The organism is Actinocrinis sp., assembly GCF_035946395.1.
GTDB lineage: Bacteria > Actinomycetota > Actinomycetes > Streptomycetales > Catenulisporaceae > Actinocrinis.
This window is the reverse complement of the sequence record NZ_DASYZI010000227.1, coordinates 1-17,284: the sequence shown is the minus strand read 5'-3', so window position 1 is coordinate 17,284 and position 17,284 is coordinate 1. Positions and strand designations below refer to the sequence as shown.

Genomic DNA, 17,284 nt, shown 5'->3' with positions numbered 1-17,284 from the left:
GAGCCGAGCGGATACTCCTGCGCGCCGACCGCGATGAATTCGAGGCCGTTGCGCAGTACCTCGTCCTGAGCGTCAAGGGTCGAAATCACCGAGGCTCGGTGCCCGCGGCGCTTCAGTTCGCGGCCCAGCGTGACCATGGGCGCGACGTGCCCGGTATAGGGCGGGGTGACTAGACCGATGTGGGACACAGCTGCCTCCCGTGGAGCCGTCTCTGCCATTAGTCATTCGATGATAACCGGGATTATTGTTATCATCGGATGCTACGTCAACTGGGACTGATTCCCCAGTGAGCAGGCTGTGGTGGGGATGCGCGCACAGCGGCGCTGGCGGATCCGACGACGGCAGATCCTGGGCGCCCGTGCTGCTTGAAGACTCCGGACGAGTGATGAGCGCGTGTGTCACACGTGACACCGGCGGCCCTGGTTCCGGGCGATGGCGCTACTACCAGGGATGTTCACTGGTAACGTGCCCGCCGCGCGATCAGTCCGTCCGCGGCGGGCACGCGCCGAAGACCATCTCACGGCCTGGATCAGGCGATGGTGGGCGACGAGTCCGGCGTTGATCGAGGATCAGCACCGGCACTGTCCCTTGAGGCCGGGGACGGTGCCGGGTGCGAAAGCGCAGGTGTCAGGCTGCTTGCTCGGCTTGCAGTTGCCGGACGACGTCGAGTGCGTCGTTGACGTGCCGGTCGATGTTCGTCATGGAGTTGAACACATGCCGGACGGTGCCGCTGCGGTCGATGACGTACGTTTGCCGGCCCGGGATGAGACCCAGCGACGCCGGCACTCCGTAGGACTTGCGAACGTCGCCGCCTTCATCGCTGAGCAGCGTGAAAGGCAGCGAGTGCTTGCCGGCGAAGGACGCGTGCTTGTCCACCGAGTCGGAACTGACCCCGATGACCTCGGCGCCGGCATCGGTGAAGACCTCGTGGCTGTCGCGGAACGCGCACGCCTCGGCGGTGCAGCCGCGCGTCTCGTCCTTCGGGTAGAAGTACAGCACCACGATGCGCTGCTCGACCCGGTCGTGGAGGCGCACCAACTCGCCGCCCTGGGACCGGAGAGTGAAGTCCGGAGCCTTGTCGCCGACGGCGACGCCTCGACCCATGTGTGCCTGCCTTTCCTGGTGGCGGTAGTGACACGTGCAATCGGCGCCCGGCGTTCAACGGGCTGCGGGGAAGTGCACGATGGCAAGCTTATGCCGAGGGAGAGGCCGGACCCCGCGACTCGCGGAAACGTATCGCGTGAGTCTGATTCAGTCCGCTCCGTCCAGGTTTGAGGCGGGCGTGGATGCGCGAGCATGACGCGTTCGCGTGACGGGGCGGGTTCGCAGAACGCTGTGGGTTTGCGTGACGCGGTGGGTTTGCGTGACGCGGTGGTCGGGTGACCCGAGGCTCGCACCTCGGCCACCCGACCACCGCTCGAACTACCTCCGGATGCTTCCGGTGCCTACAGGTTTACGGGAGTGCTGCCAGGATCGCCTTGTATGCCGCGCCGAACGGCGTCGGATTGCCGGTGTAGTCGGTGATCAGGACGTTGGGGCAGCTGCCCCAGGCGTCCCAGGTCCACGCGAGGTAGCCGGTGCTCTGCGAGTTCAGCCAGGTGGTGAGCGAGTCGATGTAGCTGCCGCCGCAGTCGCTTTCACCGGTCTCGCCGACGATCACCGGTACCTTGGCCATCACCGGGGCGACCTGGCTCGTCCAGCAGGCCTGCGTGGCGCAGGTGTTGAAGCTGTACGAGTGCCAGGACGCGACCAGGTTGTTGTCCGGGTCGGTGGGCTTGTAGGTCAGCCAGCCGGTCAGGTCGTTCGAGTACTCCTCGCCGCCGAGCATCAGGACATTGGCAGCGCCGGTGGAGCGGATCGCGGTCACCATGCCCTGCATGCCGGCGACCGAGTAGCCGATGCCGGTGCAGGTGCCGCCGTTCTCCCAGCACTGCCAGCCGGTGGTGGTGTCGCCGGTCGCCCGTGAGGCGTAGGGCTCGTTGAAGAGGTCGAAGATGACCGCGTTGTTCCCCTTGAACGTGCCGGCCACCGAGGTCCAGAACGGGATCGCCTGTGCGGCGTCGGGCATCGGCTTCTGGCAGGTGGCCTGCGCCGAGGAGCAGCCGGAGGAGTTGCCCGTGTACAGTCCGTCGGTCCAGTGCAGGTCGAGGATCGCCACGATGCCGTTGGCGTTGAGCAGGTTGACGTACGTCTTGACGGCGTTGATGTAGTTCGCACCCGCATACGCCGCGGTGACGTAGGACTCTGCGTTCCAGCACGCCTCATTCACCGGCACCCGCACGGCCGTGATATGCGTCCAGCTCTTGATGGCCTGGATGGAGGCCTCGTCCACCGGACCGTCGAAGAAGCCCCAGCCCTGCACGCACGCGTATTCGGCGCCTGAGCGGTTGACACCGTGCAGGATGACCTGGGTGCCGCTCGCGTCGACCAGCTTGTTGCCGGAGACGTGCAGTTGCGGCACGGGGGTGCGGGCGACCTCGGTGAGTGTCACGCCGGCGGAGGTGTAACCGGCGGAGCTCGCCGTGAACGTGGCCGCGCCGGTGCTCGCGGTGTCCGCAGCGACCGTGACGTTCTGCGCCGTGTTCCAGTTGGTCGGGGTGAAGGTCAGGCTGGCGGAGGTGGAACCGACCGTCAGACCGCTGTTACCTGAGCTGCGCGCCACCGAGACGGTGACGTTGGCGGTGGGAGCCGCGGAGAGCGCGACGCCGTAGGTGTCGGTAAAGCCCTGCATCACCGGCGCCGAAGCGGTGGTGGTGACGATCGCCGGGGTGACGGTGCTGGACGGGGTACAGGTCACGCTCGTCGGCGCGGCATCGCTGGCGCTGAAGGTGCCCTGGAATCCGAACGACGTGCTCGCCGCGGCCGCGAGCGACCCGTCGTAGCTGGCGTTCGAGGCGGTGATGTACTCAATGCTCTGAGTCACCGTGGCGCCCCAGGCGCTGGTCTCCTTCTGGTCGCCGCCGAGGGTGAAGGTCACCGTCCAGCCGGTGATGGCCGTGGTGCCCGAGTTCGTGACCGCGACGCTCGCGACGAACCCGTTGCTCCACGCGCTCTGGACGCTGTAACTGGCCGTGCAACCCGCCGCGGCGCTGGCCTGCGGTTCGGCGACTGCTGTCACTCCGAGAACGAGCGCGGCCGTGGGCAGCAGCGCGCCGAGGCGGCGCAGCCGCGGCCGCCGGGGGCCCGGCCCGGTGGTGGCGTGCGAATACGGGGATCCCACGCGGATCTACCTCCATGGGCGGTGAGTCGGTGCCCGGAAGCTACAAAGCGCGCTGGGGAAGGCCAAGTGCCGCGGCGTGCCGGCGCGCGTCGATCAGCGTTCGATCGTGCGTGCGGCTCGCCCCGCAATGAAGATCACTGAAACTTTCGCTGGGATTGTTCGAGCTGTGGGGTCGGATCAGGGTGCGGTGCGTGGTGTGTTGGTCGCTAGGCGGAAGGTCGTGCCCGTACTGGAGGTGTGGGCACGACCTGACAACGCGGCGAGCGTGTGTGAAAGGCGACGCGACCCCGGCCCCACGGCTCGAACATCCTTAGGTGCTGGGCAGCGCCGTGCCCCGGACTGAAGGAACTCGACAACGGCATAAGGTCGGTCACCGCGACATCATTGCCGCAGCACCCGCAGCACCCGCAGCACCCGCAGCACCCGCAGCACCCGCAGCACCCGCAGCACCCGCAGCACCCGCAGCACCCGCAGCACCGGCAACGTCACGAGTCAACAGGCGGTCATACGATGAAGTGCCGCCTGCCGTTCGCGCCGATCATCCACGTCAGTTGATGTCGAACTCGTTCCCTTCGGGGTCCTTCATCCCGACCGCGTAGTGGTCGAGCCCTTCCTGGTACATCACGACGGTCTTGATGGCGCCCAGGCCCACCAGGCGTTCGGCTTCGGCGTCCACGCGCTGCTTCCGCGTCTCGATCGGGTCCGCACGGCCGCCGCTGGCGTGGATGTCGATGTGCAGCCGGTTCTTGACGCTCTTCGCCTCCGAGACCACCTGGAACCAGATGGCCGGCCCGCCGCCCTGCGGGTCGCTGATCCGGTCCGCGCCGTCGAACAGCTCTTCTTCAGGCAACCCCAGGTCGCGGTAGTAGTCGTTCCATGTGTCAAACCCGGCTGGCGGCGGCGCGATCTCGTAGCCCAGCGCGGCGGCCCAGAACCGGGCCTGGCGGTCGGGATCGGCGCAGTCGATCACCAGCTGGTAGCCAACAGGCATCGGGATTCCTTTCTCAGCCACGCGAAAAACCTCTCCTCGGCCCGCCATCGTGCCAGCGGCCACTGACACCAGGCGCAGCTCATGCGGTTGCTTCGGCGAGGCAACCTTTCGGGTGGGATGGCGCATCGAGGGGGTGTGATGGCGACGGTGACAGTGCTCGTTGACGGAGGGAGGGACCGATGAGCGGAATCAGTGACGAGCAGGGCTACACGGATTACGCGGCGGTGGCGCTGCCGCGGCTGAGGCGGATCGCGTATCTGCTGTGTCAGGACTGGCATCGTGCGGATGACCTGACGCAGAACGCGCTCACTCGGCTCTATGTGCACTGGGGGCGCGCTCGTGCGGCCGAGCATCTGGATGCGTACGTCGGGGCGATCCTGCTGAACGTGTACCTGGCCGAGCAGCGTACGCACTGGTGGAAGCGGACCAGTGTGCGCGCGCAGCGGCGGCAATCCGGCGGGCGGTGTCCCGGTGACGGTCGGCGGGCACGCCGCGCTCCTGTGGACGAATTCGAACGGTGCGACGCTGTCTTTCACCTATGGAGCCGCCAGGGTGGTCATCCAGGCTGCGGGTAAGGAGTATCAGGCGCTCGGCGGACGGGACGGCTTCCTCGCGTTCTGCCGATCGCTGAGATGGTTCGGTGCCGACCCCGCGCACTGGACGACAAACGTCTTGGGCTGATATGAGCGGAAGCACGCACTACGCGAACCTCCGCACCGTTACAGACCGCTGATGCTCCACAGCCGCGTGGTGTGGTCGATGCTGCTGGTCGCGAGCACTCGGCCGTCCGGGCTGATGGCGACGCCGGTGAGGGCCGCGATGTGACCGGTGACGGTGGCGATGAGCGCGGGACGACGCGGATCGGAAACGTTCCAGAGCCTGGCCACCGAGTCGGCGCCGGCAGTGGCCAGCACGCGACCGGTAGGACTGAACGCCAGGCCGTTGACCTCCGTCAGGTCGCGAGGGCCGGACGAATGGCCGGTGAAGGAGGCCAGCAGCACCGGATGGGAGGGTTCGACGACGTCCCAGATGCGTACAGTGCCATCGTCGCCGCTGCCGCTTGTGCCCTCGGTCGCCACGATGCGGCCGTTCGGGCTGAAGATGCCGCTGCCTGCCGCGTGTGACTCGCCGAGTGCGAACTCGCCGAGGGCAGTGGGTCTGCGAGGGTCGACGACGCTCCACAGGCCCGATGCCCCGGAGGTGACACCGTCGCTGCCCACGGCCAGCACGTGCCCGTCGGGGCTGAAGGACATGCCCCAGATCTCGGCGTACCCGGTGGGATCGGTGGCCGACAGTTGCGCGGGCGCGGTCGGGTCGGTGATGTCCCACAAGCTGATCGCCTTGGCGCCGCCCTGACCGTCACCGCTGGCCACGGCCAGCACGCGCCCGTTGGGGTGAATCGCCAGGCAACCTGCCCCGGCGGCTGGTCCGCGCAGGGTGGCCAGGGCGCCGACGCGGGAGAAATCGGCAACGTCCCAGAGCCCGACCGCCGAGTCGGCCCCGTCGGCGTGAATCGTGGCCAGTACCCGGCCATCGGGGCTGAACACTCCCCGTACTCCCTGCAACGCCGCGCCGTGGGCAGTCACCGGCGCGGGTTGCGACGGATCGTCGATGTTCCACAGCGTGACGACTTCGCCGGCGTCGAACGCGGCCAGCGCGTGCCCCGACGGATGGAAAGCCACCGCGCGAACGGACAGCGCCGCTTGTGTCGAACTCTCGTTGTAGGCGAACGGAACCGCAGTCCCGAGCACAGCCAACCGCCCGACACCGCGCGCACGTGTCAGGTACAGTCCCGTCGGCACACCGACCGCGATCAATCCGGCCAGCCCAGACAACAGCACGCTGCGACGCCGCAGTCGCAGCCGCGACACCGAGCCCGTCACGGCTGCACTCCCGTCGGCGTCGCGCCGCAATCCCTTGCGCACACGTGTGTCAGCGTACTCGTGACAGCCTGACGCGTCAGGACGGCGCCACACCAACCAAGCGGCCTCACGTCACGGCTCGGGTCCGCGCCGCCGGGGACGCGGGCCCGAGCCGTCACTGCGGATCAGCCCTATGGCATAGAGCCGAGCGAGCCGGTGCGGACACGTGGAAGCGGGTGCGATCCGAGGTCGATGCTTGCGCGCGGACGCCGGTCCATGGTGGCGGCTCCTCGCGACGGCCATCGCGGATCCCGTGCACCGGCGGACAACGCCGAATTTCGGCGTACGCTGCGATCGCCGGCCGCCGGAGGCCTCAGCCGCCGAGCGTGGTCACCATGTTCATGATGCTTTCGACCTGGGCACCGCCCTGGATGGGATAGTTGGTCTCGCCCAGATAGCCCCACCAGTCCCAGCAACCGTAGGGGTTGCTCGCCCCGGACGTCGCCTGCGGATACAGGACGATCATGTTGTTGGTATCTGCATACTGGTTCAGGTTGGCTTCGTCGACGAAGGCCATGCCGACGCTGTCGTAGCCCTGCGAGCACCCGTGCAGCGCGACGAGGAGGCGGCAGGCCGCCGTGGCGGAGCACGACTGCGGGATGTAGGCGAATCCCGAGCCTGACATGTCGAGGGACGCTGCCCGGCCGCCCTGGGCGTAGGTGTTCTGGTCGAACTGGATCAGCGTTCCGCCCAGCGGGCCGGTGTTCGGCGCGCTCACCGAGCCGAACAGGTCGCCCAGCAGATCGTGCTCGGGGTCGGTGCCGCAGTTGTTCAGGTAGGGCGAACCGGTCGTCCCGCAACTGTTCGCGCCGTACGGCGTCACCCAGGCGTGGCCAGCGCCGTTGCCGGTGACGGAGGTGACGCTCGCGCCGAAGTGGGACCAGAAGGCCGCGCCGTCTCTGCTCACCGAGGAGGCGATCGCGGTGTCCTGCGAACCGTGGTAGACCCAGACCGGCAGGTGTGACAGGTTGCTGACGGGATCGACCCAGCCGTACGACGACCACAACGAGGCGTCGGCCTCCAACGTGCCGAGGTAGTCGGGGTAGGTGTTGGCCGCGCACGCGTACAGCGCCTGATAAGTGTTGTTCTGCGCGCAGTAGTAGGGCCCTGTGCCGAAGACGGCGGTGCCCTTGATCCGGCTGGAGTAGGCGACCTGCAACTGACCGGCCATGTATCCGCCGGACGACACGCCGGCCACGTACACACCGGAGATCCGGTAGCCGGACAGGCTTCCGGCGACCGGACCGACCGTGTACAGGCTGCCGGCCGCAGCCGTTTCCGTCACCGGCGCAGCCAGCGTCGCGAGCAGTGCCAACCCGGCCACCGCGGCCTGGTACCGCAAAGATCGAAGAGTCCTCACCGCTTCCCCTTCCCATCTCGATGCGCGAATGTTCCGGCACCGTAGACCCGGGATCGGTGGCCAACTACGTGAGCAGACGCCATAACCACGGCGCCATGTGTGGTTGCCGCGGCGCAGTGACGGCGTCGGCGCTCTGGCCGGTGGGAAGCGCTACCCTGACGTGCTGTCAGCTGTATTCATCAGCCTTCGACGGATGTGCCTCATGCGCGCACGTGCCTCGGTCACCGCCCTCGCCGTCTGCGGTGCCCTGCTCGTCCTTGCCGCCGGGCGCGCCTCGGCGGGTGTCGGCGACCAGTGGGCGCTGCAATATCTCAGGGCGCAACAGTGCTGGGCCATCAGCAGGGGCAGCGGTGTCACTGTCGCCGTCGTGGACAACGGGGTCAGGCCCGTCGGCGACGTCGCCGGGCAGGTGGTGCCGGGCGCCGACTTCTCCTTCTCGGCGACCTCGGCGGGAGACGGGTGGTCTGACACCAACGGTCACGGCACGGCCATCGCCACCGACATCGCCGGCACCGGTGCCCGTTCGGGCGTCGACGGCCTGGCGCCGGGCGTCAGGATTCTGCCGATCAAGGTCGATGTCAGTTCGAGCTATGAGATCCCGGATCTGGGCGTCGCGATCCGGTGGGCGGTCGATCACGGCGCCCAGGTCGTCGATGTCCCGCTCGTCACCGCCGGGCCGAGCCCCGGCGAGGCGTCGGCGATGCAGTACGCGAGCGCTCACGACGTGGTCGTGGTGGCGGCGGCCGGCAACTTCGGTGCCGATGATCTCGAATACCCTGCGGCGGACTCCGGCGTGATCGGCGTGTCCGCGATCCAGCAGAACGGCACGTTCTCATCGGCTTCGAACCACGGGACGCACGTCGTGCTCGCCGCGCCGGGCGCTCACATCCTCACCGACGAGGTACTGGGGCCGCCGTGGACCGGATACGACGACGACACCGGCGATGCCAGTGCGTATGTCTCGGCAGCCGCAGCGCTGGTGCGTGCGCAGCATCCGAATTGGACGGCCGGGCAAGTCATTCGTGACCTGTTAGGCACTGCCGACGAGCCGTCCGGGCAGACGGGGCGCAGCGACCGTTACGGCTACGGGATCGTCGACCCGCTCAAGGCACTGCAAGCGGCGGCACCGACGCAGACGAGCAACCCGCTGGTGGTCGCGGTCGCGCCGGCCACCCTGGCCGCAACCGCCGCGTCGTCCGCCCCGGCCGCCTCGTCGAATGCCGGACTGATCATCGGGACCGTCGTCGCGGCAGTGGTCGTCCTGGGCGCGGCGGTCGCGCTGCTGACGCGTCGTCGGCGCCGGGCCTGAGCGCCGGAGGGCGAGCGGGGTGACCCCGTGGTCTCGCCTCTATTTTCATACCCTGTGTTATACGCGTCGGTCAGGCTGACCCGGACCTGCCCCCAGACTCCGCGTACGACACTCCGACCAGCCACTCATGTGATCATCGGCAGTGCCTGAAGACGCCGATGCGCAATGCGAACCGGCGCCGACAGTCCTCCGGCGTCCCCGGTGAGTGCTCTGTGTCCTGATACAGTGAGCGCCTCAACCGTGTCGGGGTTTCAATTAGGACGTGCAAGGGGATATGAGTAGATCTTCTGTACTGCTCGTGGGTGCCGACCCGTATGTGCTGCGCGCGTGTGAGCGGCACGACGTGGAGGCGGTCCTGCTCTGCAATTCCGGTGCATACGATTCCGGGCGTGTCCGTCTTCCGGCCGGAAGCACGATGATCCGTGTCGACGACGTCACCAACGTCGAGGACCTCGTCGCCGGGCTGCACCGGGCCGGCCTCGGCGACAAGAAGTTCGACGCCGTGCAGACCAGCTGGGAGTTCTCGGCGGTCACCGTGGCGGCGCTCGGCCGCGTGCTGGGCTGCCGGACCATCGACCCGGAGACGGCGCTGTACTTCCGGGACAAGTCGCTCCAGAAGGAGCGGCTGCGCGCGGCCGGGGTGCCGGTGACGCGCACCGCGCTCGTTCCCGACGTCTACGACGTGTCCGAGGTCCCGTGGGAGTTCGAGCCCGCGGTGCTCAAGCCCATCGCCGGAGGCGGGACGACCTCCACCAGCGTCGTGCGCAGCCGCAAGGACCTGGAGGACGCCAGCCGGAAGTTCCGCGAGGAGCGGGAGACCAAGCGGACCTTCCTGCTTGAGGAGTTCGTCGACGGCGACGAATGGATGGCCGAGGGCATCGCCTTCGGCGGCGAGGTGCTCTTCTTCGGCCTCGGCATCTACTCCGAGCCCTGCCTCGAAGCGGTCACCGGACAGAAGCCGATCTCGCTGCGGCGCATCGATCCCGACAGCGAGGCGGAGTCCTACCAGCGGGCGGAGCCCGTCGTGCGGGCGGCCATCGCGGCGCTCGGCCTCCAAGACGGCGTCTTCCACATGGAGCTGTTCAACGAGCGCGAGACCGGCCGGATCGTCTTCAGCGAGTGCGCCGCCCGCCGGGGCGGGGCGATGACCCAGGAGCAGGTGCTCGCCAAGTTCAACGTGGACCTCGGCGAGGCCGCCCTGCTCTGCGCGCTCGGGCGGATGCCCCAGATCGATGTCAAGGTGAACCCCGACGTGGTCGGCTGCATCGGGTTCTACGGTCCCGCCGGCACGATCGTGAGCTACCCCACCGCCGACGAGATGGTGAGCCGGCCCGACGTCGTGTTCGCCCAGATGTGGGTGCCGCCGGGCTTCGTCCTCTCGCCCAAGTTCTCGGCCTCCGCCGAGATGATCGGCGCGGCGCTGCTCGTGTCGGAATCGGTCGCGGCGTTCGACCAGCGGATCGAGGAACTGCGCGACTGGTTCGGCGAGCGGTTCGTGGTCGCCGAGCCGGGGCTCACCTCGGGGCAGCGGTGGGCGTGGCAGCGCAAGCACTGGCCGGACCGGGAGTACCGCGACTGGCTCTTCGAAGTCCAGTGACCGATCAGCCGACGACGGCGACGCTCGCTTCGGCGGACACCGCGGCTGACGCCCTGGCAAACTCCGCGGCCGACGGCGAGCAGCCGTGGCCCGGGCCGGCGGACGGCAGCGCCCGCCGGCCCGGGCCGCAGGCCCCATCTGATACCGGGCCGCAGGCCCCATCCGATACCGGGCCGCAGGCCCCATCCGATACCGGGCCACGGGCTCGGTTCGATCGGGCGCTGGGCAGGCTGCTGCCGCCGAGCGGGCCGCTGCGGCCGCTGGCGGGTTCGGTCTTCGTGGCCACCGCGGGCGGCGGGCTGCTGATGGGCAGCTCGACCCTCTACCTGACCCGGATCGTGGGCATGTCCGTCGACCTGGTCGGGCTCGGCCTGACGGTCGGCGGCGCGCTCGGGCTGGCGGCCGGGCCGCTGGTCGGGCACCTCGCCGACCGGCGCGGCCCCCGCGAGGTGCACATCGCGACGATGGTGGCCGGCGCCGTGGCGACCGGGGGCTACGCCCTGGTCCGGTCGTTCGCGGTGCTGGTGCTCGTGGCGCTGCTGACCACGGCGATCGGCGCGGCAGCGAGCGCGAGCCGCGCGCCGCTGATCCGAGCGCTGACCGGCAACGGCTCCACCTCCTTCCTCTCCTATCAGCGCGCCGTGTCGAACGTCGGCATCATGCTGGGAATCCTGGTCGCCACGATCGGCATCCAGCTGGACACCGCCGCGGCCTACCTCGCGATGATCTCGATCGGCGCGGCCACCCTCCTGGTCGCCGGCGCGCTCCTGCTCCGGCTGCCGCACGTCGAACCGCTCGTCGCCGAACGGTCCGCGTCCAGCCGCCGCGCGGCACTGGCCGATCGCCCGTATCTGGCGGCCACCCTTGTCAACGGCGCCATGTCGGTGCACCTGGCCATCCCGACGTTCGCCCTGCCGCTGTGGATCGTGAACCACACGTCCGCCCCGCGGGTCGCGGTCACCGGGTTCATGATCGTCAACGGCCTGCTCGTGGTGGGGCTCCAGGTCCGGGCCAGCCGGGGCGTCGTCGATCCCCGGTCGGCCGGCGTGCGGATGCGCTGGGCGGGCCTGGCGATCTTCGCGGGCTCGGCCCTGATCGGCGTGATGCCGGGGCGGTCGTGGTGGGCCGCGCTGCTCGTCCTGCTCGCCGCCACCGTGGTCTACACGTTCGGCGAGATCTGGCAGGCGGCGGCGTCCTTCGAGCTGGCCTTCGGGCTCGCGCAGCCGCACATGCAGGGCCAGTACGCCGGGATCTTCGGCCTCGGCGCCGGCGCCGCGAACACGGTCGCGCCCGCGATCCTCGCGCCGCTGTGCCTGGACCGCGGCATGCCCGGCTGGCTGGCGCTCGGCGTGCTCTTCGCGATCTTCGGAGCGCTGACGCCTGCCGTCGTACGGTGGGCCGAGAACAACCGTGTGGCCTTCACCGTCCAGGCGGGAGTATGAGGCAGGACGGTGCGGGCGGTGTGTCTGTGATGCAGGATTTGACCGACGTTATTCACGAGGAACGGGCGGCCGATGGTCTCTGAGGATGTTTCCGCGGATGTTTACGGCAAGCTGATCGCCCTGCTCGACGAGCGGGGCGCCGGCTACCGGGTGATCGAACACGAGCCCGAAGGCGTGACCGAGGTGGTGAGCCGGCTGCGCGGAGACGATCCGGGCCAGGCGGCCAAGTGCATCGTGGTGATGGTCAAGATCAACAAGAAGACGACGCAGTACGTCGCGGCGGTGCTGCCCGGGGACAAGCGCATCGACTTCGACAAGATGAAGGCGCTGTTCGGCGGCACGTACGCGGCGTTCGCCACGCCGGAGAAGGCCGGGGAGCTGGCCGGGACCCCGGTCGGCACCATCCCGCCGTTCGCCTTCGACGAGCGGCTTGAGCTGATCATGGATCCCGAGCTGCTCCAGCACTCCGAGGTGTTCTTCAACGCGGGCCGGCTGGACCGGAGCATCGCGCTGGCCACCCCGGACTACCTCTCCATCGCGCAGCCGAGGATCGAGGCGATCATCCAGGCCTGAGACGGGACTTCGACAGGTGTGATCGTTTGCCGCGTTTCCCTGTGGGCGACCGGTTTGTCGGCTTGGTGTTGACTAAGAGCTCTGATCCAGTAATGCTTGGGAATCAGAGTGGTTCGGCGTCCGAGCCGCTTCCAGTGTGAAATACCGTCAGGGGCGGTGACTCTGGCGGCGCTCCCGGCCCGCGGGCCGCCCCGGATTCGGGCGGTTCGGCGATCTCACCAGACCAGGGGTTCCGTTTGCTGCGTGCAACGACTCCGCCGCGGGCGGAGGGAGGGCTTGAGGACGTCGTTCTCGCCGCGCGCGAGGACGTCGCCATGCGCCTTTTCCTCTTTCTGCACGCGGGGGGCCAGCACACGAGCTTCCAGGACTGGCCGGACGGGCTGCCGGACGACGTGGAACTCGTCTCCTACGCGCTGCCGGACCGGGGCCGGCGGCACGGCGGCGCGCCGTATCTCGAACGGCGCCACCTCGTGTCGGATCTCGTGGATCTGGTCGCCCGGCACGACGACGGCGTGCCGTTCGCCTTCTTCGGCCACAGTTTCGGCGCCCTGGTGGCGTTCGAGGTCTGTCACCGGCTGTCTGCGGCGGGCCGGCGGACGCCCGGGGCGCTTCTCGTGTCGGCTCGCCGGGCGCCGCACGTTTCCGCGCCCGAAGCAGCACACGCACTGCCGGACGGGGAGTTCCTCGATCTGGTGCGTCTCTGGGGGCTGATCCCCGAGGAGCTTCTCGCCGACGGGGAACTGCTCCGGCTCGTCCTGCCGCCGCTGCGGTCCGATCTCGCGCTCGACGAGGAACACCGTCACGAGTCTGATGCACGTGTCAGCGTGCCCTGCGTCGTCTACGGCGGAGCCGAAGACCGGACCGTGGGCCGCGCGGACCTTGAGCGCTGGGGCGAGTGCGTCGCGGACGGCGTCGGGTTCGACGTGGAGATGCTGCCCGGCGGGCACTTCTTCACCCTCACCTCGCGGCCGGAGCTCCTGAACAGCGTCGCAGGCCACCTCGATCGGGTCCGGGCGCAGGCCCGCCCGTCGGTCTGCTCCGCCGAAGGGCGGTGGTACCCGGCTCCCGAGCTCGGTGTATGGGAACGGTTCCGGCGGCAGGCGGCTGCCGAGCCCGGCGCGCCGGCGCTGCTGGACCCCGCGCGGCAGTGGTCTTATCGCGAAGTCGACGACGCCGCGACCGCGCTCGCCGCCGAGTTGCTCGCCCGTGGAGCCGGTAAAGGCGCGCCGGTCGGCCTGCTCTTGCCGCACTCGGCGGAATACTGCATCAGCCTGCTGTCCTGCTTCGCGATCGGCGCGCCCGCCTGCCTTCTGGAGAAAAACTGGCCGGCCTCGCTCCTGGCGCGGTTCGTCGAGAGCGCGGGGGTCGGCATCGTCGTGACGACGCCGGAACTGGCCGGTCTGCTGCCGCCGGACCTGCGGGCCGGGGCGCGGACCCTCGTGCTGGGCGAGCTGTGGTGGGATACCGTCGCGCAGGGTCATGACGCGCCGGACTTCCCCGAGGTCGCGCCCTCCGACATCGCTCTGATATCGATGACGAGCGGCACGTCCGGCGTTCCCAAGGCGGTGGTCAACAGCCACCTGGGCTGTTTGTACTGCTTCGATGCCCGCTACGAGCTCTACCCGTACGAGGAGTCGTCTCGCGACGGCCTGAACGTGTTCTTCGCATGGGAGTGTCTGCGACCGCTGCTGGCGGGCAGGAGCGCGGCGGTCATCCCGGACGACCACATCTTCGATCCGGTCAGGCTCGTCGACACGCTGCGGGAACAGGCGGTGACCCGCATCGTGATCCCACCCTCCCTGCTGGAGAGCGTTCTGGATCATCCCGCCGTCGGGCCGCAGGTGGCGCGGCGCCTGGACCACATGGAAGTCATCTTCCTGATGGGCGAGGTGGTGCCCAGCCGGGTCGTGGACAAGGCGGCCGCCCTGCTTCCCGCCCACGTCAGGCTGGTCAACGCGTACAGCACCTGGGAGAGCCTTGACGTCTCCTTCGCCGATCTGCTGCCGCGTCCGGCAGCCGGTCCGGCGCCGTCGGCTTTCGCTCCCGTCGGCCGGATTCTCGACGGCAGCGCCGCAGTCCTGCTCGACGCTCACGGGCGCGTGGTGCCCTACGGCGGCGTGGGGGAGCTTTACTTCGCGGGTCCCGGCGTGGCGGCGGGCTACCTCGACGACCCGGTCAAAACCGCGGAGCGCTTCGCGCCCGCTCCCGCTGTCCTGGCCGATTCCCCCTTCGCCGACCAGGTCTTCTATCGCACGGGTGACCGCGCCAGGTTCCTCGACGACGGCGGCCTGGAAATCCTCGGCCGTACGGGTGACGTCGTCAAGGTGCGCGGTTTCAAGGTCTCCCTGCGATCCGTCGAGGCGGTCCTGTCCGGCCATCCGGGGGTCTCGCGGGTGATCGTGCGCCCCGTACTCGACGGCCGGACGAAGCAGCCGAACGGACTGGTCGCCTACGTCGTGGGGGAGGGCGGGCACCCGTCGGACACGGCGCTGGCGAGGCTGCGCCAGACGGCCAAGCGCGATCTTCCGGAGTATGCCAGGCCACGGTCCTTCGTCGGCCTCGACACCGTTCCCATCAGCCAGAGCGGTTCGCGCAAGCTCGACTTGTCGGCCCTGCCCGCGCCGCCGGACGAGCCCGGCGCCGGGTCGCGCGAGGAGGCTCTGACGGCGATGGAGCGACGCCTCGCCGCGGCCTGGCGTGACGTGCTCGGCGGGCGGTCGGTCGGCGCCGGGGACAACTTCTTCGACGCGGGGGGCGACTCGCTCAGCGCGGCCCGGCTCTCGGGTCTGCTGGCGCAGCGCTTCGGGATCTCCGTGTCGGTGGTCGAAATCTTCCAGGCCGCGACGCTGCGTGACATGGCCGTGCAGCTCTCCGGCGGCTCGTCGCAGCGGGATCCTGCCGCGGTGCCGAGGGCGCGCCCGACCGGGCGGGTGAAGCTGGCCGTCGTCGGCATGGCCGGCCGGTTCCCGGGGGCACCGGACCTCGGCGCGTTCTGGGAGAACCTGCGTCAGGGCACCGATTCGCTCACCGAGTTCTCCGCCGACCAGTTGCGGGACAGGGGCGTCCCGGAAGAGGTTCTGACCCATCCGAAGTGGGTTCCGGCCGCTCAGCTGCTGGCCGACGCGGACAAGTTCGACGCGCAGTTCTGGGGCGTCGGACGGCGCGAGGCCGTTCTGACGGATCCGCAGCAGCGGGTCTTCCTCGAAGTCGCGTGGAGCGCTTTGGAGCAGGCCGGCTACGCCAGGAGGAGCAATCCCCACCGGCGGCGTACCGGAGTGTTCGCCTCCTGCGGCATCGACGGCTACCTCATTCACCACCTGCGGGGCGGCGGCCTGATGGAGCCGCTGGATCCGGCCGCCGTGTTCCTCACGGAGATCGGCAACGAGAAGGACTACCTCGCCACGCGGGTCGCTTACATGCTGGATCTCGGTGGCCCGGCGATGACCGTCACGTCGGCGTGCAGCAGCGCGCTGGTCGCCATCTCCCAGGCGGCCCAGGCGCTGATGTCGGGCCAGTGCGACATGGCGATCGCCGGGGCCAGCTCGATCAACTTCCCCAATCTCGGCTACCGCTACGAGGACGGGCTCGTGGGCAGCGCCGACGGCCGCGTGCGCCCCTTCGACCAGGAGGCGAGCGGCACGCTGTTCGGTGACTCCGCGGGTGCCGTGGTGTTGAAGCGCCTTGACGACGCCTTGGCGGACGGCGATCACGTCTGGGCCGTCGTCAGCGGATTCGGCGTGTCGAACGACGGGCACATGAAGGCGGGCTACGCGGCGCCGAGCGCGCGGGCGCAGTCGCAGTGCATCTCCGATGCCATCGCGATGGCCGGGATCGACTCCGGGCAGATCTCCTACGTCGAGTGCCACGCGACGGCGACGCACATCGGCGACGCGATCGAGCTGAAGGGCCTGTCAGACGCCTTCGCCGAACACCGGGCCGCCGCCGAGCCGCTGGCCGGCAGCTGCGCCATCGGCAGCGTCAAGGGCAACATAGGCCACGCGAACTGTGCGGCCGGGATCACCGGGTTCATCAAGACGGTGCTGTGCCTCTACCACCGCACGCTCGTGCCGACCGCGAACTACCGGGTCCTCAACCCGAAGCTGGTGGACTTCGTGGACGCCGACGGTTCGCCCTTCACCATCGAGCAGTCGTGCCGGGAGTGGTCCGTCGCCGCTCCCGAGCACCAACTTCCCCGGCGGGCCGGGGTGTCGAGCTTCGGAATCGGCGGCACGAACGCCCACGTCATCCTTGAGGAACCCCCCGTGCGCGCTCCCGCACCCGGGGACGCGATCCCGAATGGCCCAGAAGCAGAACGCAGGTCGCTGCACCTGGTGACGGCCTCCGCCAGGACGGCCGCCGCCTTCAGCCGCAACGCCGATGCGTTGGCGGGCTTTCTCGAAGCGCTTCCAGACGACGACGTCGCCGCCGCCGTTCGATCAATACACCTGACCAGAGAGTCGCACGCCTTGCGCGGCTACGCCGTGGTCCGCCACGACCGCGACCGCGAGCAGGGCTTCGGCGATCTGCGCCGCCTGAGCGAGCAGCCGCCGCGTTCGGCGCTGCGCCGGGGCACGACCGCCGTCGCGTTCTGCTTTCCCGGCCAGGGATCCCAGACCGCCGGCATGGCGCGCGGCCTGTATCGCGGCGGCGCCGACGGCGGCCGGTTCCGGAGCCACTTCGACACGGCGTGCCGGAGCCTGGCACGCCATCTCGGCACCGATCCCGCCGCGGCGATCCTCGGGGCCGACGCCGACTCGGTCATGCGGCCGCTGATCACCCAGTGCGGCCTGTTCGCGGTGGAGTACGCGCTGGCGATGACCTTCATCGACATCGGCGTCAAGCCCGTGGCGTCGGCCGGACACAGCGTCGG

General features: G+C 69.3%; 12 protein-coding genes. 6 read left to right on the top strand and 6 right to left on the bottom strand.

The window, feature by feature from the left end:
* The 4 genes from VGS97_RS14390 to VGS97_RS14375 form a co-directional block, all read right to left on the bottom strand.
* Nucleotides 1–188, bottom strand: a 188-nt coding sequence (locus VGS97_RS14390; RefSeq protein ID WP_326853975.1) for a glycosyltransferase, incomplete at its 3' end; no start/stop codon positions are given.
* A 439-nt stretch (nt 189–627) separates the two neighbouring features.
* Nucleotides 628–1,104, bottom strand: coding sequence for a peroxiredoxin (locus VGS97_RS14385; protein WP_326853974.1), 477 nt, complete (start codon nt 1,102–1,104; stop codon nt 628–630).
* Between the two features lie 349 nt (nt 1,105–1,453).
* Nucleotides 1,454–3,220, bottom strand: a complete 1,767-nt coding sequence (locus tag VGS97_RS14380) for a cellulase family glycosylhydrolase (RefSeq protein ID WP_326853973.1) — start codon at nt 3,218–3,220, stop codon at nt 1,454–1,456.
* Nucleotides 3,221–3,767: 547 nt separating this feature from the next.
* Nucleotides 3,768–4,337, bottom strand: coding sequence for a VOC family protein (locus VGS97_RS14375; RefSeq protein WP_326853972.1), 570 nt, complete (start codon nt 4,335–4,337; stop codon nt 3,768–3,770).
* Nucleotides 4,338–4,390: 53 nt separating this feature from the next.
* On the opposite strand from VGS97_RS14375, the gene VGS97_RS14370 reads away from it, so the two are divergent.
* Nucleotides 4,391–4,786, top strand: coding sequence for a sigma factor (locus VGS97_RS14370; protein ID WP_326853971.1), 396 nt, complete (start codon nt 4,391–4,393; stop codon nt 4,784–4,786).
* Between the two features lie 144 nt (nt 4,787–4,930).
* Here the strand turns inward: VGS97_RS14370 and VGS97_RS14365 are convergent, their stop codons facing one another.
* Together VGS97_RS14365 and VGS97_RS14360 are read right to left on the bottom strand one after the other, a co-directional pair.
* Complete coding sequence (locus VGS97_RS14365) at nt 4,931–6,094, bottom strand: hypothetical protein (RefSeq protein WP_326853970.1); 1,164 nt, start codon at nt 6,092–6,094, stop codon at nt 4,931–4,933.
* A gap of 352 nt (nt 6,095–6,446) precedes the next feature.
* Nucleotides 6,447–7,493, bottom strand: a complete 1,047-nt coding sequence (locus VGS97_RS14360; protein ID WP_326853969.1) for a PHB depolymerase family esterase — start codon at nt 7,491–7,493, stop codon at nt 6,447–6,449.
* Nucleotides 7,494–7,695: 202 nt separating this feature from the next.
* Between VGS97_RS14360 and VGS97_RS14355 the strand changes: the two genes are divergently transcribed.
* The 5 genes from VGS97_RS14355 to VGS97_RS14335 all read left to right on the top strand — a co-directional run.
* The gene (locus VGS97_RS14355) at nt 7,696–8,802 is read left to right on the top strand and encodes a S8 family serine peptidase (RefSeq protein ID WP_326853968.1); all 1,107 of its coding nucleotides are present in this window, start codon (nt 7,696–7,698) and stop codon (nt 8,800–8,802) included.
* Between the two features lie 274 nt (nt 8,803–9,076).
* A complete protein-coding gene (locus VGS97_RS14350; protein ID WP_326853967.1) occupies nt 9,077–10,399 on the top strand; it encodes an ATP-grasp domain-containing protein in 1,323 nt (440 codons plus the stop codon).
* Nucleotides 10,396–11,841: an MFS transporter gene (locus VGS97_RS14345; protein ID WP_326853966.1), complete on the top strand. Its 1,446-nt coding sequence runs from the start codon at nt 10,396–10,398 to the stop codon at nt 11,839–11,841. The genes VGS97_RS14350 and VGS97_RS14345 overlap by 4 nt, the downstream gene beginning before the upstream one ends.
* 72 nt (nt 11,842–11,913) lie before the next feature.
* Nucleotides 11,914–12,414 (top strand): YbaK/EbsC family protein, encoded by a 501-nt coding sequence (locus tag VGS97_RS14340; RefSeq protein ID WP_326853965.1) that lies wholly within the window; start codon nt 11,914–11,916, stop codon nt 12,412–12,414.
* Nucleotides 12,415–12,728: 314 nt separating this feature from the next.
* Nucleotides 12,729–17,284 (top strand): polyketide synthase (locus VGS97_RS14335; protein WP_326853964.1); only part of this gene is annotated, 4,556 nt, incomplete at its 3' end.